General features: G+C 71.2%; 15 protein-coding genes and 1 pseudogene. 8 read left to right on the top strand and 8 right to left on the bottom strand.

Translation table 11 applies throughout. The features are described 5' to 3' along the window. Positions 1–13: 13 nt before the first annotated feature. The 3 genes from ABT078_RS15785 to ABT078_RS15795 all read right to left on the bottom strand — a co-directional run bounded on the left by ABT078_RS15785 (position 14) and on the right by ABT078_RS15795 (position 2,345). Positions 14–667 carry a SurA N-terminal domain-containing protein gene (locus ABT078_RS15785; protein ID WP_351227903.1) on the bottom strand — a complete coding sequence of 218 codons (654 nt, stop codon included), beginning with the start codon at positions 665–667 and terminating at the stop codon, positions 14–16. A gap of 287 nt (positions 668–954) precedes the next feature. Then, a complete protein-coding gene (locus ABT078_RS15790) occupies positions 955–1,365 on the bottom strand; it encodes a GtrA family protein (RefSeq protein WP_351227905.1) in 411 nt (136 codons plus the stop codon). Next, on the bottom strand, positions 1,362–2,345 hold the full coding sequence (locus ABT078_RS15795; RefSeq protein ID WP_351227907.1) for a glycosyltransferase family 2 protein: 984 nt from the start codon (positions 2,343–2,345) through the stop codon (positions 1,362–1,364). Before ABT078_RS15795 ends, ABT078_RS15790 begins: the two co-directional genes overlap by 4 nt. 214 nt (positions 2,346–2,559) lie before the next feature. Here ABT078_RS15795 and ABT078_RS15800 point away from each other — a divergent pair, with 214 nt between their 5' ends. Then, positions 2,560–4,989, top strand: a complete 2,430-nt coding sequence (locus ABT078_RS15800; protein ID WP_351227909.1) for a YfhO family protein — start codon at positions 2,560–2,562, stop codon at positions 4,987–4,989. 28 nt (positions 4,990–5,017) lie between these two features. Further along, positions 5,018–5,911 (top strand): class I SAM-dependent methyltransferase, encoded by an 894-nt coding sequence (locus ABT078_RS15805; protein WP_351227911.1) that lies wholly within the window; start codon positions 5,018–5,020, stop codon positions 5,909–5,911. A 74-nt stretch (positions 5,912–5,985) separates the two neighbouring features. On the opposite strand, the gene ABT078_RS15810 is transcribed toward ABT078_RS15805, so the two are convergent. The 3 genes from ABT078_RS15810 to ABT078_RS15820 all read right to left on the bottom strand — a co-directional run bounded on the left by ABT078_RS15810 (position 5,986) and on the right by ABT078_RS15820 (position 10,278). Continuing rightward, on the bottom strand, positions 5,986–7,518 hold the full coding sequence (locus tag ABT078_RS15810; RefSeq protein ID WP_351227913.1) for a serine/threonine-protein kinase: 1,533 nt from the start codon (positions 7,516–7,518) through the stop codon (positions 5,986–5,988). Further along, the gene (locus ABT078_RS15815; protein WP_351227915.1) at positions 7,515–8,117 is read right to left on the bottom strand and encodes a hypothetical protein; all 603 of its coding nucleotides are present in this window, start codon (positions 8,115–8,117) and stop codon (positions 7,515–7,517) included. Before ABT078_RS15815 ends, ABT078_RS15810 begins: the two co-directional genes overlap by 4 nt. Positions 8,118–8,226: 109 nt before the next feature. Further along, positions 8,227–10,278, bottom strand: a complete 2,052-nt coding sequence (locus tag ABT078_RS15820) for an N-6 DNA methylase (protein ID WP_351227917.1) — start codon at positions 10,276–10,278, stop codon at positions 8,227–8,229. 252 nt (positions 10,279–10,530) lie between these two features. On the opposite strand from ABT078_RS15820, the gene ABT078_RS15825 reads away from it, so the two are divergent. Both ABT078_RS15825 and ABT078_RS15830 read left to right on the top strand, forming a co-directional pair. Further along, positions 10,531–11,343: a DUF4190 domain-containing protein gene (locus tag ABT078_RS15825; RefSeq protein WP_351227919.1), complete on the top strand. Its 813-nt coding sequence runs from the start codon at positions 10,531–10,533 to the stop codon at positions 11,341–11,343. A gap of 75 nt (positions 11,344–11,418) precedes the next feature. Further along, positions 11,419–12,192 carry a hypothetical protein gene (locus ABT078_RS15830; protein WP_351227921.1) on the top strand — a complete coding sequence of 258 codons (774 nt, stop codon included), beginning with the start codon at positions 11,419–11,421 and terminating at the stop codon, positions 12,190–12,192. Positions 12,193–12,286: 94 nt separating this feature from the next. Here ABT078_RS15830 and ABT078_RS15835 read toward each other — a convergent pair whose 3' ends face one another. Together ABT078_RS15835 and ABT078_RS15840 are read right to left on the bottom strand one after the other, a co-directional pair. Beyond that, a complete protein-coding gene (locus ABT078_RS15835) occupies positions 12,287–13,033 on the bottom strand; it encodes an N-acetyltransferase (protein WP_351227977.1) in 747 nt (248 codons plus the stop codon). A gap of 97 nt (positions 13,034–13,130) precedes the next feature. Continuing rightward, a pseudogene (locus ABT078_RS15840) lies at positions 13,131–13,352 on the bottom strand (HNH endonuclease family protein); the annotation flags it as partial. A gap of 77 nt (positions 13,353–13,429) precedes the next feature. Between ABT078_RS15840 and ABT078_RS15845 the strand changes: the two are divergent. The 4 genes from ABT078_RS15845 to ABT078_RS15860 are packed head-to-tail and all read left to right on the top strand — an operon-like array spanning position 13,430 to position 19,393. Then, positions 13,430–14,926: a tyrosine-type recombinase/integrase gene (locus ABT078_RS15845; protein WP_351227923.1), complete on the top strand. Its 1,497-nt coding sequence runs from the start codon at positions 13,430–13,432 to the stop codon at positions 14,924–14,926. Beyond that, positions 14,923–16,731: a hypothetical protein gene (locus ABT078_RS15850; RefSeq protein ID WP_351227925.1), complete on the top strand. Its 1,809-nt coding sequence runs from the start codon at positions 14,923–14,925 to the stop codon at positions 16,729–16,731. The genes ABT078_RS15845 and ABT078_RS15850 overlap by 4 nt, the downstream gene beginning before the upstream one ends. After that, on the top strand, positions 16,728–18,863 hold the full coding sequence (locus ABT078_RS15855) for a hypothetical protein (protein ID WP_351227927.1): 2,136 nt from the start codon (positions 16,728–16,730) through the stop codon (positions 18,861–18,863). The genes ABT078_RS15850 and ABT078_RS15855 overlap by 4 nt, the downstream gene beginning before the upstream one ends. Continuing rightward, positions 18,860–19,393: a coiled-coil domain-containing protein gene (locus ABT078_RS15860; protein ID WP_351227929.1), complete on the top strand. Its 534-nt coding sequence runs from the start codon at positions 18,860–18,862 to the stop codon at positions 19,391–19,393. The genes ABT078_RS15855 and ABT078_RS15860 overlap by 4 nt, the downstream gene beginning before the upstream one ends. Positions 19,394–19,395 lie beyond the last annotated feature (2 nt).

Below are 19,395 nucleotides of genomic sequence, written 5' to 3' on the forward strand. Positions count from 1 at the left end.
GCAGTCCGGCTCGCTAGGCCCCGGCCTGGACGGCTTCCGGCTCCTTGGTGATCTGGGTGATCCACGGGGCCTTGTACTCGCCGAGCTGGATCTTCGCGTCGTCCCAGGCGCCGTAGCGCGGGCTCACCTCGATGTCCAGGGCCTTCGACGCGGCGGTGAGCGCCTCGCCGACCTTCTGCTGGCCCTGCGGAGTGCCCAGGTCGGCGCCGAGCGCCTGGGCCAGCTTCGTCAGCAGGACCTCCTCGCGGACGGCCTCGTCGATCTGCCCGGGCGCGACCCCGCGCTGCTGAAGCAGCATCGCCTCGAGCTGGTCCTCGCCCCCGGACTGCTGGACGGCCGCGGCGCGCGCGTCCTGGAGCTCCTTGCGCGAGACGGTGACCCCGGCGTTGTCCGCGGCCGTCTCCAGAACCCGGTCCAGGATCAGGGCGTGCAGCTTGGCCCGGGTCAGCTGCCCGGTGTTCTTGATCATCTGCGCGGCGTCCGGGGATTCCTCCTGGGCCGCCCGTACGTCCTTCACCTGCGACTGGAGCGCGGCCACCTCGATCCGCTCCCCGCCGACCACGGCCGCGGCGCCTGGCCGCGCCTCGCTGCCGCAGGCGGCCAGCAGGGGGGCCGCTGCGACGAGCGCGGCGGACAGGGCGAGCGCAGTGCGACGGCGGCGGTGCAAGGGGGCCTCCCGGCGTGCGGTGGTTTGTGCGAACAGTAGGTGCGGCGCGCAGCGCCTCGTTGAGGGGTGATGGTCGGGCGACGGGCGGGATCACAAAGACCTGCGGTGATCGATGGTAGGCAGTCGGCGTGGCGCAGGCCACTACTTCGTGCCACTGATTCGGCCGGCGATCCGGGAGGGCGTGGGGGTGTGCGTCACGGTCCGGACCTGGCAGTCCGCGACGGCCCGTGGACACAGGCGGGCCCGACACGCCTGATCGCCGCATGCGCCCCTGAGGGGTGCGCGGGTCAGCCGACCGGCGCACGCTCCGGGCCCGGACCGCGGGCCGGCTCCGGCCGGAGCATGATCATGCGGGAGACCGCGAACGTGATCGGGATCGCCGCCGCGGCCGCGACGAGCGGCGACCAGCGATCGCTGTAGCCGCCGATGTCGACCAGCAGGTAGACGCCACCGGTGGTGATCACGAAATTGGCCGCGTTGGTGAGCGGGAAGAGGAGGAACTTCCGCCACGTCGGGCGGGTGCGATAGGTGAAGTACGAGTTCAGGAAGAACGAGCCCGTCATGCTGAGCGCGAACGCGAGGGTGTGTGCGGCGATGTACGGCAGCCAGGTCAGCAGGAGCAGGTAACAGCCGTAGTACGTACCCGTGTTGACGACGCCTACCAGGGCGAAGCGGAACATCTGCCACCGAACCCTCATCGCCGGACGAGCTCCCCCTGCTCTTCTCCCTGGCCGGCCCTGCTCCGCTGCTGCCTCGGCAGGCCGGCGTTGGTCGCCGCCACCAGATAGTGCGGGCGGCGCTTCACCTCGTAGTAGATACGGCCGACGTACTCACCGACCACGCCCAGCATCACCATCTGGACGCCGGCGAGCGCGACCACCGTCACCAGAAGGGTGACATAGCCGGGTGAGTCCACGCCGTTGACCAGCGCGGCGCCGACGATCCAGGTCGCGTACGCCATCGCGACCGAGAGCAGCAGAAGGCCGAGGTAGACGGCCGCCCGCAGGGGCTTGTTGTTGAAGGAGAGCAGCCCGTCGAGGCCGTAATTGAGCAGCTTGCCGAAGCTCCACTTGGAGCGGCCCTGCTCACGCACCGCATTCTCGTACTCGAAGGTCGTGGTGCTGAATCCCACCCAGGCGAAGAGACCCTTGGAGAACCGGTTGTACTCGCTGAGTCCGAGGATCGCGTCGACCGTGCGGCGCGAAAGCAGCCGGAAGTCACCGACACCGTCGACGAGTTCCACGTCCACGAGCCGGTTGATCAGCCAGTAGTAGGCGCGCGCCGTGACGGTGCGGGTGACCCGGTCGCCCTTGCGCGTGCGGCGGGCGATGACCTGGTCGAATCCCTCCTCGTGGAGGCGGAGCATGCGGTGCACCAGCTCGGGCGGGTGCTGGAGATCGGCGTCCATGATGACCACCGCGTCGCCGCAGGCGTGCTGGAGTCCGGCCAGCATCGCGGCCTCCTTGCCGAAGTTCCGGCTGAAGGAGACGTAGCGGGTACGGGAGTCGGCCGAGGCGATCTCCTCGAGGAGAGCGAGCGTTCGGTCGCGACTTCCGTCGTCCACATAGACCAGTTCGAATTCATGGTCGAGGGACGCGAGTTCTTTGGTCACGTGTTCATGGAAGCGGTTGATGATCTCCTCTTCGTTGAAACAGGGGACCACAATCGAGATCAGCACGGAAAGACCTTAGGCGACGTCATATGTCCGTTGCGGATTCCGCACATGGCGGACAGACGACCATTACGTGAACTGGCCCCGCACGGACCGAATTCACGCCCCGTCCTGGCATATACGAAGAATCATGGCGACCTTGGACCTCGCGCGGATCACCGTTGCCCGCCGCCGCGCGAACGCAAACCCCGGGCGGGCATCCGCTCGTCGGGCAGCCTCCGTGAGCACGTCCGCCGTGGCCGCGCTCCTCACGGCGGTGGCCGTGTGCGTGGGTGACGCCGTCGCCCGCAGCTTCCCCTTAGGCCCGAGGACCCGCAGCGTCAACGACCTGGGGAATCAGTTCGTCCCGTTCCATGCCCATCTGTGGGACCTGCTGCACGGCCGGGCCCGCGGCGGGGTGCTGCTCAACTGGCAGTCCGGGTACGGCACCAGTTTCCTTCCCGACCTCGGGACCTATCTGACCAGCCCTCTGTCCGTGCTCGTCGGGCTCTTCCCTCGCGAGGACATCGACCTCGCGGTGTACGTGATCACCGTGCTGAAGATGGCGGCGGCCGGGGCCGCCATGGCCTGGTTGCTGCTGACCCTGCACCGCGGCGCGGGCCTCCGGTGGATGGCCGCGGTGCTCGCAGCCTCGTACGCGCTCTGCGGCTGGTCCGTCATCGAGGCGACGTACAACACGATGTGGCTCGACGGGCTGATCGCCTTCCCGCTGCTCTGCCTGGTCGGCGAGTGGGTCCGGCGCGGGCGGCGGCCCGTCCTCGGCCCGGTCGTCGTCGCGGTGGCGTGGACCGCGAACTTCTACACCGCGTACATGGCGACGCTCGGCGCCGCACTGGTGGTGGTCCTCCGGCTGCTCCTGGACGAGGAGACGGGGGTGCGGGACCGGTTCCGGGTGCTGGTCAGGGCCGCCGCGACCGCACTGCTCGGGATCGCGCTCGCCGCGCCCGTACTGCTGCCCGTCTTCCTCGGCTCGAAGCACGCCTACCCGGGCATGACCTCGGAGTTCCGGCCCGCGGGGTGGGCTGACGTGCTCGCCCGTACGCTTCCGGCGACGTACAGCTTCGCCACCCCGGCCCTGTTCCTCGGCACGGGCGCACTGCTGCTCGCGTGTGCGCTGCTCTTCCACCGGGGCGTGCCGCGGCGTGAGCGCCGGTGGTGGACGGCGCTCACGGTGCTGGTCGCCGTGTCGTTCCAGTGGGAGCCGACCCATCTGGCCTGGCATGTCTTCGCCACACCCAACGGCAGCCCGTACCGGCAGACGTTCGTGCTCGCCGGAATCCTGGTGATCGCGGCCTGGATGTGCGTCGCACACGCGTGGCCGGGAGGGCGGGCGCTGCTCGCCGGCACGGGAGTCCTGGCGGTGATCGCGCTGGGCGCGGCGACCAGCGACCTCGTCACCGGGTGGTCGTTCCCGCTGTTCCTGGCCGGTCTCGCCGCGGCGGGCGGCGGGCTGGTGCTGGCGAGGCGCTCCCCGCGGCAGCGGCAACGGTACGTCGTCGTGGCCGCTGTGCTGCTGTCCGGCGCCCTGGTCGCGCAGGCGGCCGCGACCACCGCGTACACGGACCGCCGGCGGCTCGCGCGGCTCGACGACTATCCGGCCTGGGGCGCGGACCACCGCGCCCGGGCCGCCGCTGTCGCGGAGGCCGACGGCTGGCCCCGCTACCGGACCGACCCGGGGCACGAGCAGTTCACCGGCAACGACCCGATGCTGGTGGGCGGCGAGGGCGGCGGCTACTACAGCAGCCACACGCCCGACGTGCTCACCCGCACCATGTCGGCCCTGGGCGCCGGGTGGACCTCACGGGGCCGCAATGTGCAGAGCCTGGACAACCCGGTCACGGACGCGATCTTCTCCGTGGGCGCACGGGTCCGCTCGGCGGCAACGGGAGCGGCTCCCCGGGTGGTGCGCACGGCCGAGGTACTGCCGCTCGTGACCGTACGTCCACGGGGACCCGAACTCCGCTTCGGCGACTCGCCCTTCCGCAACCAGGAGCTGCTGCTCGGCTCCCGGGTGTACGGCGAACCCGTGGACGGTGTCTGCCCCGCTGGCACCGATGTCTTCCTCTGGGCGCCCGACCATGCGGGGACGGCCCGCCTCGGCGACGGCGAGCCTGTGAGACTGATCGGCCGGCCGCCCAAGCGGCGTGCGCCGATGACCCTGCTCGGCACGTCGGACGGGCCCGCCTCGAGGATCACGTTCACCGGCAGGGCTCCCTCCGCCTGGAGCGCGGGCTGCCTCGACCGCGGCAAGCTCGCCGCGGCGGTCGCCAGGCTCCGGTCCACGGCCGCGGTCTCCGTGGACGTCCGCGACAACGGCGTACGGGCCGAGCTGCCCCCGGGCTCCACCGGTACGGCCGTGCTCGCCGCCCCGCGCATCGCGGGCTGGAGCTGCAACGGATCACCGGCCGGCAGGCACCTGGGGCTGGTCGCCGTGCCGCTCGACGGGAGGACCACGGTCGTCGACTGCTCGTTCCGGCCGCCGGGGCTGCGCGCGGGCACGGCGGTCGGCGGGGCTGCACTGCTCGTGCTGGTGCTGGTGGGTGTCCTGCCCGCGGCACGCCGACGGGCACGGGGGACGGTTCGAGCATGTGAGCGTCAGCGTACGGCTACCAAGACTTCACCCGCACAGCACCCGCTGGTGGCCCCCTGAGCACGAAGCGCGGCGTACGCTCCCGGCCATGCCCTCCCTCCTGAGCAACCGGCTGACCAAGCGGGTCCTGCGTCCCGCGTTCACGCTGGTCGAGCAGCGCCTGGAGCGTGCCACCAACGCCCTCCAGGCCGATGTCGACGCCCTCCACCACGAGGTGGCCGACCTGCGACGTCAGAGCTACGGACTCGGGCTGCTGCTCGACCACGCCGGGCGGGACGCACACCGGATGCCCACGTCCACGCAGCTGGACATGCTGGTGCGCGAAGTGAGCACGGTGACGGGGGCGACCGACGATCACGCCCGGCGCGACCTGACGATCGCGTACCGCACGGTGGTGGCGCTGGAGGCGCTGGGCGTGGGCCGGATCGCGGGCTCCACCTCCGATGTGTGCGGCAAGTTGGCGACCGTTCCGCTCATGCCGCCGCCGAACGAGGACGTGCTGGAGATCGGCACCCGGCACGGGCTGTTCGCGACCGCGCTGCTGCGCATGCTCCACCGCGCGGGCGCCGAGCCGCGGCTGACGATCGTCGACCCGCTCACGGGTGCCGACCCGCTGACGGGCGTCGACCCGTTGGTGCGCGAGGACGTCGTACGCGCCAACCTGGCGCTGTGCGGCAGCCGCTCGGGCGCCCAGGCGCGCATCCGGCAGGGCGCCTCCGGCGACCCGGACGTCCGCGGCGCCGTCTCCGACCGCCGCTACGGGGTGGTCGTCATCGCCGGTGACCCCTCCGTGCAAGGAGTCCTCGCCGACCTGGAGTGGGCCGAGGAGCTCTCCGCCGAGGGCGCGGTCGTCGTCCTCGACGGCCACGGCGACGACGCCCGCCCGGGTGTGGCCGAGGCCCTGGCGAAGCACCTCGCGAACGGCACCCGGCTCACGCTCGCCGGGCAGGTCGCGCGCACGGCGTTCCTCCGCGCGGGCTGAGACAGGCCGCTCGGATCAGCCGGCTGCCCCGTGCGGGCAGCCCGCTCCCGTGTGGGTCACCCGGCGCCGTCCCGTCAGCCGGGCCGGAACTGACGCTGGCGGTCCAGTGCGCGCCGGAGTTCGACCGCGTGCGGGTGGCCCGGGCCGTACAGCCGCTCCATGTCGTGGAGCAGGCTCTGGAGTTGCTGGTGGCCGGCCGCGTGGTCGCCCATCGCGAGGAGCAGATGGCCGATGCGGTGACGGATGTCGAAGGCACGGGACGGGTCGGCGACGCCGGGCGCGTGGTGGTTCTCGTAGTACGGCAGCACCGCGCGGTACTCGGCGAGCGCGGCGGCCGGCTCGCCCAACTGCTCCAGGCACAGCGCCGCGTCGTAGCGGAACTGCAGCGTCTGCGGATCGCCCACCCCCGCCTCGGCCGCCCGGTCGTCCGCCAGTCGGCGCAGCTCGGGCAGGGCGCGGCGGTACTGCCCGTCGTCCATCAGCGTCGTCGCGTACTGCTTGCGCAGGATCCTGACGACCGGTGAGTGCTCGCCGTGCTCGGCTGCCGCGGCCGGAAGGATGCCGCCGAGTATGTCCACGGCCCTGGTGATGCTGCCCTCGCCGAGGAGGCGCTTGACCTCGTCGACGGCCCCGGCGACATCCGGGCGCTCCACCACGACGGTCGCGGGGGCCTGACGCGGAACCGGCGCGGGCGCGCCCACCCGATCCGGCCAGGGGGCGTGCGGGCGCAGAAAGGGGCGGGTCGGGTCGAGCGGGCCGGTCGGCGTGCCACGGCTCGGCAGCAGCGGAGCCAGGTGCTCGTACACCTCCTGCGCTCCGGCCGGGCGGTGCTGCGGGTCCTTGGCCAGGAGCCGCAGCACGAGCGCCTCCAGTTGCTCGGGCACCTCGGGCCGCACCTGACGCACGGGGAGCGGCGGTTCGTAGAGGTGACGGTGAAGCACCCCGAGCGCGGTGGAGCCCGCGAACGGCACGTTCCCGCTCAGCAGTTCGTGCAGCAGCACCCCGAGCGCGTACAGATCGGTGTACGGGCCGACGGCCCCGCCCATCGCCTGCTCGGGTGCCATGTACGCGGGGCTGCCGATCGGGGAGCCGGTGTGCGTGAGCCGGGTGGTGTCGGTGTCGAGCACGGAGGCGACGCCGAGGTCGAGGACGGTGACCGTGCCGTCGGGCTTCACCATCACGTTCCGCGGCTTGAGGTCGCGGTGGACGATCGGCACGGCGTGCACGGCGCCGAGCACCGCACACAGCTGCGCGGCGATCGAGACGGCCCACTGCCAGGGGTACGGGTCGTGCTCGGCCAGATGGTCGGCGAGGTCCGCGCCCTCGACGTACTGCATGACGAGGAACAGGTCGTCGCCGTCACTGCCCGCGTCGTGGACGGTGACCAGACCGGGGTGCACGACCTGGGCGGTGACCCGGCACTCGCGGACGAAGCGGCGGCGCATCTCGTCGGCCGCGGTCGCGGCCGCCATGAGGTCGGGGCGGAGCAGCTTCACGGCGACCCGGCGGTCGAGCCGCTGGTCGTAGCCGGTCCACACCTGGCCCATGCCACCCTGGCCGATGACCGTGGAGAGTTCGTAACGGCCGGCGATGACCCGTCCGTTCACCGACCGCCCTCCCGCTGGTCCTTGCTCTTGCGGAGGATGTCGCTCAGCTCGTCGAGCTCGGCGCGGACCTGGTCGATGCGGGGGTGGTGCTGCTGCTGCGGTTCGGCGGCGGCCGGGGGCTGGTGGGCGGGCGGCGTGTACTGCTGCGGGACGGGGGGCTGAACCCGCTGCTGCGCGTACGGGTTGGGTACGGGCGGCTGCGCGACCGGCGGATAGCCGTAGCCGGTGACCTGGTGCAGCCGCGGAGCGACCCGCTCGTAGTGCCGGCTCTCCGCGGTCACGTAGTAGGCGATGACCCCGACCATGACGACGGTGACCCAGCCGAGGAAGGTGAGGGCGGTCGCGTCGCTCAGCTCGTCCTCGTCCTCCGGGACGGCGATGCCCAGGAAGACCATGATGCCGATGCTGGACAGGAGCGTGGTGACGAGCAGTGCCCAGTCCAGCGCCTTGCGGGTCAGGATGGCGAGCCGCAACATGGGCGTCCACGCGAGGAAGCTGCAACTCAGCACCGTCAGCGCGATGAAGACCACACGCAGCGCGATCAGCGTGCCGTCGGCGGGGCGCCCTGGCTGTGGTGGCGCATAGCCGTGGCCGTGCATGCGTGCTCCTGAGAGGTGAACTGCCCTTGACGGGATCGGACGAGGTTTCGAGCGTATACACCGACACCGACACCCCGCTCCGGGTTGCGCCGAACCGTTGTCGAACCGATCACGCCTCGACAGTGCCCTCCGTCAACCCGTCGTACAGCCCCTGCGCCAGCTGTTCGCCGAGCCGGCCCGCGAGCCGCAGCGCGTCCTCGAAGGCGGCGAGCGCCCTGAACCGCTCCCCGTACCGCTGCTGCTCGGCCAGGGGCAGCCGGGGCAGCTGAAGCCTGCGGACGTCGAGCCGGGTCGCGGTGGAGGCGTAGCTGCTGGCCTGGCGGTTGTTCGCGGTACTGCGCAGGAAGCCGACGAGGAACCAGGGATCGAGCGCGGCCGGGTCGGGGCGCAGCAGCTGGAGATTGCGGCCGAGTGCGGCGCCCGCCGTTGCCTCGTCGACGACGCGTGCGGCCGAACCGCCGCCGAGGACGGAGACGACGACGTCGCCGGCCTGGACGAGGACGGGCTCGACGTGGTCCTCGCCGGGGCCGGGAGTGTCCGGGAGAGCTCCGGACGGGGCGGTGCCCGTGAGGACGTCCTGCTCGGTGAGGACCGGCGCGGAGCCCGTTCCCGCGCCGCCTGCGCGCAGCTCCAGGGCTCCGGCGCGGACGAGTTCGCCCACGCTGGTGCCGGTCCAGCGGGCGAGGGCGGGCGCGACGGGCTCGGCGGGCGGCGGCGTCAGGTCCCCGGTCAGGCGCAGGGTGTCGGTGAGCCGTTCGCGTACGCCTGTGAGCTCGGCGGCGCTGCCCCCGGCCGCCGGGGGCGGCAGATGGCGGGCGGGGGCCAGGTCGACGTCGTCGTCGAGGAGTTCGATGACGGGCACGCACCGGCTGGTGCCGGGCTGTTCCTCGACCGTGCCGTGCCGGTCGAAGGGCTGCCAGGCGTCGAGCACCGCGCCCTGTACGGCCTGCCAGTCGAGCTTGTCGCGTCCCCCGCCCGGTTCCGCCAGTTCGGCGGTGTCCACGAACAGCAGCTCGGGTACCGGGCGTTCTCCGAGGGCGGGGCGGCGCAGCACCCAGAGGTGCAGCGGGATTCCGTACGGGGGCGCCGCTCCCGCGGGCAGGGCGATCACCGCACGGAGGGCGCCGCGGCGCAGCAGGTCGGCGCGGATACGGCGGCCGGAGCGACGGGACGCTGCTGCGGGCGGCATCAGCAGGACGGCCGTGCCGCCGGCGCGCAGCCGAGCCAGCGCGTGCTGCACCCAGGCCAGTTCGGATTCGGTGCGGGCCGGAAAGCCGTACTCCCAGCGCGGGTCGTAGGCGAGTTCGTCGTGGCCCCAGTTGCGCTCGTTGAACGGCGGGTGGCAGAGCACGGCGTCGGCGGTGAGCCGAGGGAAGGCCTCGGCGCGCAGTGAGTCGCCCGCGCGGGCGTGCACCTCGGCGTCGGAGTGCAGGGCGAGGCGGAGCGCGGCGAGCGCCGCGAGGTCGGGGTCGGCCTCCTGCGCGTACAGCACGGCGGGCTGCGCGACGGCCCTGAGCAGCGCGCCGGTGCCGCAGGCCGGGTCGAGTACGACGGCGGCGGGGCCCGCCAGCGCGGCCATCAGTGCGGCAGGACCAGGCGGAGTGAGCGTGTACTGGCGGGGGTTGGCGTCGAGGTACCGGCCCACGAGGAACTCGAAGGCCTGGCGTGCGCCCAGTTCGGCTGCGAGCTCGGCGGCGCCGCGCAGCAGCGGGACCGAACGGCGCAGGGCGGAGGTGTCGGGCGTGGGCACGGCCCGGTCGTCGGGCGGCCCGAACCGCGGGCTCAGCACCGCATCGATCGCCGTGGGCAGCATCGTCGCCATGCGCTCGTCGGAGACGGCGGCAAGCTCCAGCCAGGCGGTGTGGCGGTCCCGTACGAGCAGCAGGGCGCAACCGGCGTGAACGAGGGCGGCGACCGCGCCGTCGGGGTGTCCCGAGACCTGCTGCCAGACCCGCTCGCGGAGCGGTACCTCGGCGAGTTTGCCCTGGTCCCGCAGCCACCGCTCGATCTCCGCGAGGGCGAAGGACGGGCTGGTCTCGGTGCCGCCGACGGGCTTGGGGAAGTCGGCGTGCCGCCGACGCCAGTTGCTGACCGCGGCACGGCCCACACCCGCGAGCCGGGCGATCCCGGCAGCGGTCACCTCGGCTGCGTTGTCGGGCACGGGCGGCCTCCTGTTCTCCGTCGACGGTTCATGTCAGCGCTGATGTGACACCGAGCATAGCGATGCGCGCGAGGCAAATCGCTTCACAGTGTGAGTGAACTCGTTTTCTGTGAACCAGGTTGACTCGGTTCACAGGCTCTGTTCTGATTGTCCTGTCGCTGCAGAGGGCTGGTGAACGGTCCCGGCAACAGGACGACGCCACGGTGGCGTTGTCCCAGCGGCGTCCGCTCACGACGTCCTCGGAGGACACGAATGTCCCAGCACACACAGCAGCCCCCGTTCTCCCAGCCGCCCGTCCCCGCCCCGCAGCAGCCCGCCCGCAACGGCCTCGGCACCGCCGCGCTGATCCTCGGGATCATCGGAGCGCTGTCCGGAGTAATTCCGTTCTTCTTCTGGCTGGCCGGAATCCTCGGTCTCATCGGGCTGATCCTCGGCTTCTCGGCGCGCGGCCGGGTCAAGCGCGGTGAGGCCACCAACAAGGGAGTCGCCCTGACCGGCGTCATCCTCGGTCTGGTGTCCCTGGTCCTCTCGGTGGTCGGCGCGGTCATCACCTTCAAGGCCGTGGGCGACGCGGTCGACGAGATCAACAAGGCGACGTCCGGCACCTCCGCGTCGAAGAAGCCGGGGAGCGACAAGCCCCTGGAGAAGGCGGAGGACGGCGAGGACGCGACCGGGAAGGCTCTGGCGGCCGGCGACTCGGCGGTCTACGACGACGACCTGACCGTCACGGTGTCCGAGCCGAAGGCGTACACCCCGACCGAGTACGCGGTGGGCCACACCAAGGGCAACAAGGCGTACAAGATCACGGTCACCGTCGAGAACGCCGGCAAGGAGAAGTTCGACGCCTCGCTCATCACCGGGGAAGCCCGTGCCGGCAAGGACGGCGTCAAGGCCGAGGAGATCTACGACGACAAGGTCGGCGACCCGATCACCGGCACCATCCTGCCGGGCAAGAAGGTGACGGCCACCTGGGCCTTCGACGCTCCCGCCGACGCCAAGAACCTGACCGTCGAGATCAGCCCCGGCATCGAGTACAACGCGAGCGTCTGGGACCTGAAGCTCTGACCCACCCGGCCGTCGGCCCGGCACAACCCCCGCGCTCCTTCCCTTCCCCCCGCAGCCTCACCCCGGAGATGACCGATGTCCGCCACCGCACCCGCCCGCCTGAAGCGCGCCGCCCTCGCCGCCGCCCTGTGCACCGCAGCCGGACTCGCCCTCACGGCGTGCGGCCCGCTGGGCGCCCTCGACGGCGGAACGGGCGAGGAGAACACCGACTCGGGACCCTATGCGGACCTCTCGGGTCCGGAAGTCCTCAACCGGGGGCTGAAGGCGACGAGGACCGCGAAGTCCCTCAGACTCGAACTCACCATGCGAACCGCCGCCGATGGACCGATGAAGGCGTATCTCGCCGTCAACACCAAGGGGGACTGCGCGGGGACCATATCCGTGGGCGACTCCGGCACCACGGAGCTCATCAAGACCGGCGACACCGTCTACACGCGCTTCGACGAGGCGATGCTGCGCAAGGAGGGCGAGGGCCGGCCGAAGGAAGAGACCGACGCCGTCGTGAAGATGCTGCTCGGCAAGTGGGTCAAGGACGCGGCCGGCGGTGCGGACGCCAAGGACCTGGTGCACTTCTGCGACCTGGACAGCTACCTCGACGGCTTCCGGGCCAACGACAACATCGCCCGCAAGGCCGGGGAGTCGACGGTGAACGACACACCGACCCTCGTGCTCACCGAGACGTACCGCGACGAGAAGTACACGGCGCATGTGGCCACGAAGGGCGCGCCGTATCTGCTCAGGGTCCAGGTGGCCGGGGGCGCCGAGCCGATGTCCCTCACCTTCTCGGAGTTCAACAGGCCGGTTCCGGCGGAGAAGCCCGCCGCGAAGGACATCGCCGACATCGACTGACCGTGGGCGAGGGGACAGCCGGGGAGGCCGCCGGAGGGGGCGGCCTCCCCGGCTGTCCGTTCTCCGCTCTCCGTGCCGGGCGGAGTCCGGCGGGTCAGAGCCGGTGCCGCACCCACACGTTCGGCTCGACGTACACCGCGTACCCGTGCCCGAGGGAGCAGTGCACCGGGAGCAGCGCGCCCGGGACCTGCACCGGGCCGTCCGTGTCGAAGGGGAGGCCGGTCCAGCCGCGCCACTGCTCGAGTGAGCCGGAGACGGTCATGGAGGCCGGGGCGACCGCCTCGACGACCGCGCCGGCCCGGACGTGGACGCGCAGCCACGGGTCGTGCGGGAGGCCGTCCGCCTCGCGGGTACGGAAGGCGTACTCGGCCATCGGCGCCTCCGGTTCGAGGTGCTTGGCGCTCGGCCGGACCGGGGCGACGAGTTCCTTGAATCCGCGCGCCCGGGCGTTGTCCCGCATGGCGGCGACCATCCGGGCGGAGATCCCGCGGCCCAGCATGCCGGTCGTCACGGTGATCTCGATCGCGCTCACCGTGTCCGGGGCCCGGCCGTGCCGCAGATCGGAGAACGCCCACAGCAGCGCCTGGTCCCAACCGGTGCCGGGCAGCTCCCGCCGCCCGTCGACGTCCAGCGCGAACGGGACGCTGAACGCCCGGGCCACGACGGTGCCTTCGGGATCGGTCGCGACCAGGACGTACTCGGGCAGCTCGGCGACGACACGGTCCATGTTCGCCCAGCCCACGGGGTCGTGCAGGATGAACTCCGGCCAGGTGTCGAGCATCCGCCACATGGGGGTCCGCAGTTCGGGCCGCTCGGCGAGGGTGGTGATCGTCAGCTCCAGGCTGCGGTCTGTGTCCATCCGGCGCAGGCTAGCGGGGGACCGCCCGCTCCCCAACCGGTTTTCCGTACGGGTGCGCGAGCCCCGCGCGACGTGCCGCTCAGCGGGGCAGCGGCTGCTCCTCGCACCCGCCGAGCACCCGCTTCATGGCGTCCCGCTCCCCGCTGGTCACCCACAGCCCGTACTTCCTCTTCACCGCGACCTGCCGGGCCACATAGGCACAGCGGTACGCGGTGTTCGGTGGCAGCCAGGTCGCCGTGTCGCCGTCGCCCTTGCGGCGGTTGGTGGAGGAGTCGACGGCGAGCAGATTGAGCGGATCGTTTATGTCGGCACCCGTAACTGTCTCACCAGTCTGTCAGTTATGTGCGCGTACAGCTTGTCTCACGCAGGGAGGGTGGCTTGCGCACGACGGACTCAGGTGACGAAGCGGATGCCGGTTCCGAGGCAACGGTCCTGCTGCACAGAACAGCACTCGGGACACTGCCCGCCGAACCTCTTCCGTTCGACGGGGACTCGGTGCTGCGACGTACCGGCGTCGACGATGGCAGGCCCTTCATCCTCGGCTCGGACGGCAGTTACGACCTCCACCTGAACCGCTGCCTGCGGGACCTGGAGAACTGGGGTGTGCGATCGGAGAACAGCCGCATCGCCTACAGCACCGACGTCATGCTCTACTGCCGGTTCCTCCACGAGTCCAGGGGCGGCAAGTCCATCTGGGACACGGACGGTGCCGACCTCCGCGCTTACAAGGCCGTTCGGCTGCACGGCAGCGGGCCGGGCAGCGTGTCGGTGGCGACCTGGAACCGATCGATCGCCGCGCTCGACAAGTGGGTGCAGTGGTCGCTGCACGAGGAGCTGTTGCCGGCAGAGCCGTTCCGGTATGTCGACAAGACCGTGGTGTCGCCGCAAGGACCGAAGCGGGTACGGGTCAACGCCGACGCCGAACCCGAGGTGCCCCGGCAGCCGATCCGGTTCCTGTCGCACGAAGACTTCATGCTCTGGCGGGACGTCGGGCTGCGCGGGCTGCTGCCGGACGGCTCCCCGGATGCCAAGTGGCGCGGGCGCAACGGCGAACGCAACGCACTCTTCGCCGATCTCCTGGTCTGCACCGGCATGCGGCTGGGCGAGGCCGCAAGCCTGCTGACGACGGAACTGCCGCCGGTGAACGGCAGACGCCTGATCGGCGACATCACCGTCTCGGCCGCCGTGGCCAAGCGAGGCAAGGCGCGCACGGTGTACGTCCGCCCCCGGGTGGCCCGCGATCTGCACCACTACGTCGGTATGGAGCGTGACGAGCTGGTTCAGCGGCGACGCGTCCAAGGCGTGTACGAAGCGCCTGCGGACCCACTGCCGGTGCGCCGGGCGAACCGGCAGGCGCTGGTGATCGAGAACGGAACCAGCCGGTCGTACTCGCGGATCGCCGCGGCGGACCGGACACGGCTCGTCCAGGTCGACGGCCGAGGAGGCGTGGTCGGCCCCCTGTGTCTGTGGCTCGGTGAGAACGGGCTGCCGCTGCGGAGCAGTACCTGGCAGTCGGTCTTCCAGCGGGCGAACGAGCGGTGCGTCGCCTTCGAGCTCGACTTCGATGTCCACCCACACACCCTGCGGCACACGTTCGCGGTGCACATGCTCGGCCTGCTGCTGCGACAGACCGTCCGGGCGCTCGGCATGCGCGAGGACCACCGGTTCACCCACGCGGAGGTGAAGCGCCTGCTCATCGGCAATCCTCTGCGCAAGCTCCAGCTCCTGCTCGGTCATCGCCACGAGGCGACTGTCTACACATACCTCGACGTGCTGGACGAGGCCCAGGAGATCGTGCTCGCGGCGCTCGACGACTGGGACGAGCAGGCCGCCGCCTTCGAGCGGATCCGCTTGGATGCGGAGGATGACCGGTGAGCCCGCGCCGCGTGCGCTTCCGTGCCGCTGTCGAGACCCCTGCCGCGGCCGAGCCCGTGCCGACGATCGGCCCCGTGATCTTCACCGTGGATCTGCACGGAAGTCCCGAGCGCATCGACCTGTCGGGGCTTCCGTGTCCGCGCCTCACCCGCGCCCTCGCGACCGCGCTCACCGAGGTCGTCCGTGCTCCTGGCACGCTGCGCGACCGCGGCAGTGTGCGTTACGTCGTCAAACGCATCAGGGAGTTCGTCGAGTTCACCGCCGCCGCCCTGCCCGGCTCCGCCGCCGACCTGCGCCTGAGCGACCTCGAGGCCGATCTCCTGGACGCGTTCGAGACGCGTCTGATCACTCAGTACGGAGAGACGAGCAAGGAGCCGTACCTCACCATGACGTACCTAGTGCGGCTGCTGAAGCTGGTGCACGAGGCGCACCCCGACGCCTTCGGGGCCGCCTTTCACGCCCGCCTGGGCTTCACGTCGGCGTCGGCCCATCGGGCGTCCAAGCCGCTCGACGCGTATCCGTTCCCGGTGCTCGACGCATTGGAGACCGCCGCCCGGGATGACGTGGCCCGCATCCGCGACCGGATCCTGGAGGGCGAGAAGCTCGCGGCCTCGGGCCGTGACCCGCGCCGCTACGGCTGGGACCGGCTGGAGAACGTCCTCTGGTACATCGCGCACGACAGCCCGCTGACCGCCGACGACGCCTCGTACAAGATTCTGCGCCCCTGGGGCGGCAGGGAGGAGCTCAACGGTCGTCTCCACCTCACCGCACGGGACCTGGTGCCTTTCCTCCTCCTTCTCGCCTGTCAGACGGGCATGGAACCCGAGTGCATCCGGCAGCTGCGCTCCGACTGCCTGGCGAGTCCGGCCCGCGGCTACGTCAGCATCGCCTACGTCAAGAAGCGCGCCCCGAGTTCCCCGCACAAGACGGTCAGGGTCACCGACGGGGGCTCGCTGCGCTTCCCCGGTGGCGTGATCCGGCTGGCCCTGCGTCTGACGAAACGCACTCGTGAGCTGATCGGCAGCGACGCGCTGTGGTGCGACGTCGGTGGTCATGGACAAGCTCGTGCGCCCTTCGACGGTCCGCACGGCTGGTCGGCCGTGACCCGGCAGTGGATGTCCGAGCGTGGGCTCGACCGCCTCTCCGACCGCGACGGCAGTTCGGTCACCCTCGACCTGCGGCGGGTGCGCAAGACCGTCAAGTCCCGTCAGTACCTGCGGGTCGGCGGAGTTCTTGAGGACTTCGCCTCCGGCCACAGCCGGCCGGTCGCCGCGAAGCACTACGCGGATATCGACGCCCACGAGGAGACCCACGAGCAGGCGGTGGAGGCGGGCCTTGAGCAGGCGCTGGGCGCGGCGCTGGCCCCACCGGTGGTGCTGTCGGACGACGGCGCCCGGCTCGACGACGGCCAGGCCGCGCTGACCGCGCGGGAGATCGAGTCGGCGCTCTCCGGCGAGCAGGACGTATGGCTCGCCTCCTGCCGCAACTTCTTCGCCTCGCCGTTCGCGCGCAAGCCCGGGGCGGCCTGCCCCGTTCCCGCCTGGGGGTGCCTGGAATGCCCGAACGCGGTGTTCACCAGCCGCCACCTGCCGAGTCTGCTGTCCTTCCTGGACTTCCTGGAGCGACAGCGCGAGGAGTATCCCGCCGCTGAGTGGACCGCGCGGTTCGGTCTCGCGTGGGACCGCGTAGTCCACGGTGTCCGCGCCCGCTTCAGCACGCGCCAGATCGCCACGGCGCAGGCCATCGCCGAGGCCGACGGCGATCGCCTGCTGCTGCCCGCTTCGTTCCTGGAGGTCATCGCATGACTGCCGTCCCCATGCCGAGGACCGGTGATCACGACCTGTCCTCGGCCTCGGAGTACGTGCTCCCGGAGCGGCTCACGCTGGGCCTGCCGAGCCGGGGCCCGCTTCTGTCCGAGGACATCTGGGATCTGCGGTGCGTGCTGCCCCGCACCTGGCGGACGTGGCGGCTCGACTTCACGCAGATCAGCGATCCGGTGACACGGCGCACGGCGAAGGAGTACGTCGCCTCCCGCCTCCACCGGGGCTCCCTGGGCCTCGGCCCCTTGAAGGCAACGGCGGCAGCCGGAGAGCTGCGCGTCTTCATCGCCGTGATGAAGGACCTGCGGGAGGTGGGCGCCCCACGGTTATCCGCCGTCGGCCGCACGCACCTGGACGCCGTGCTGACGAGGTGGAAGCCCAGCCCGAGCAATGCCGTCCGTAACATCACGCTTCTCAAGCACCTGGCGGCGCACGGGCCGTTCCTGTCCCAGGACCGGCTGGACGTCCTCCCCTGGAACGGCCGCAGCGCCTACGGCGTAGCCGGGATGCAGCGGGTCAAGGGAGAGAACGTCACCCCGCGCATCCCCGAGGAGATCCTCGCGCCGCTGCTGCGGGCCGCGGTCTTCTACGTGGAGAAGGCCAGTGGCGACATCCTCGCCGCCCAGCGAGAGGTTGCCGCGCTCGAAGCAGCACGCAAGGGCCAGAACCTCGGCCCCGGCCAGGCGCACGAACGAGTGCTGGCCTTCATCGCCGAGCGCCGCGCGGCCGGCCGGGGCATCCCCGCGCTCCCCCGCGAGACCGCGCACACCGTGCCCGACGCCGTCACCGTCGACGGCGTACCGCAGAGCCCCAACCACCGCCTCGTCTCCCTCCTGACCGGCTGCGGCAACGCCGCACACCTGCGACCGCTGATGGCCGAGGCCGGCGAGGACATCGGCTACGAGGAGGGTGGCCTGGACACCCTGATGTCCGAGTGGCCGGCCTCCGGCAGGCCGTGGCGACCGCGGCTCAGCCCTTTCACGTTGGCCAACGAGCTGTCGTTCCTGCGAACGGCGTGCTGGATCGTCATCGCCTATCTGTCGGGGATGCGGGACGCAGAGGTCCGTGAGCTGGACCGCGACTGCGCCGCCACCGAGACCGGAGCCGACGGGCGTCCCCGGCACAAACTCCGTGGACGGGTCTACAAGGGGAAGGACCGCAAGCTCAGCGGGGACGAAGCCGAGTGGGTGGTACTCGACGTCGTACACCGGGCCGTCGCCGTTCTCAGGGAGATCAACGACGACCCCGGCCACCTCTTCGGCTACGACGGCGGCGGCCGCAACGGGTACGTACTCCTCAGCAACATGCCCCGGCGCATCAGAGCCTTCCGCGACCACCTCAACGAGCTCTTCAGCACGGCGGATGAGCTCTACATCCCGCTGACGACGACGCCCCCGGACGAGCACCTCCCAGACGAGGAAGACGATGTCGAGGAAGACACGCCGGAGCCCACGGCGCTTCCCTGGGCCTTCGACACCAGGCAGTTCCGGCGCACCCTCGCCTGGCACATCGCCCACCAGCCCTTCGGGGTGGTCGCGGGCGCCCGCCAGTACAAGCACGCCGCTATCACCATGTTCGAGGGATACGCGGGCACCTCCGCCTCCGGCTTCGCCGACGAGGTCGCCGCCGAGGAGGCCGTCGCCAAACTCGACTACGTCGAGGACCTCTACCATGACTGGAACGAGGGCGGACGCTCCGCGGGCGGCGCCGCCCAGCGCATCGAGGCCGAGTTCGACCGCATCCGCAGCGAACTCGGTGACCTGCCGGGCGCGGTGGCCAGCCCCGCACGGCTCAGGACGCTGCTGCACCACCTGACGAAGACCCTGCACCCTGGTGTCCTCAACGACTGCTTCTACCAAGCCGAGACGGCCGTCTGCCGCAAGCGCGCCAAGCCTCTGGGACGCCCCGTCCCCATGCTCGATATGTGCATGCGCTGCCCCAACTCACGTCGTGCCGCCGTTCACATGCCCCGTCTGGAGCGAGCACGTGCCATGGCCCAGGCCGAACTCGGCGAAGCCACCGGCCTTCCGCAGCTTCAGCAACTCGCCATCACCGAGCACCTGGCCACGCTCACCCGCCTGATCGCCGAGATCGACCACGAGGACACCCGCCGATGACCGACTCCACGGACGAGACCCTCCGGGCCGCCCGCACCGCCTTCGCTCGTCTGGCCCGGGACAACCCCGGCCTGACCGACATCGACCGAAAGATCATGCGTGCCTTCGAGCAGCTCATGCTCGGGCGGCCCGAGATCACCGACGGCCGGACCTCGGCGGTGAACATCTGCACCGAGGCGGGCGTCTCCCGAGCCTCGTACTACCGCTCACCTGTCTCGGCGGCGATCAAGGAAGTCCTCGGCGCCCCGCAGGCCAAGCGGCCCGAGGCCGACGAACTCAGGCAGGAGATCGCCAAGCTGAAGAAGGCCCTGCAGGAGCTCCGCAGCGACAAGGCCGCTGAGATCCGCGACCTGCGATCGACGGTCGCGGCGTACGCGAACCAGATCCAGATCCTCACACTCAGGAACGCCGAGCTGGAAGCGGACTCCCGTCGCCTGCAGTCCCGGATCGCGGCGGGCCAGGACGGTGTGGTCAGGCAACTTGAGCGCAGGCGCGAACCTGCTCCATCGTCTCCGCCGGTTCAGACGTGACG

The sequence above is a fragment of the Streptomyces sp. NPDC002133 genome, from assembly GCF_040296405.1.
Lineage (GTDB): Bacteria > Actinomycetota > Actinomycetes > Streptomycetales > Streptomycetaceae > Streptomyces.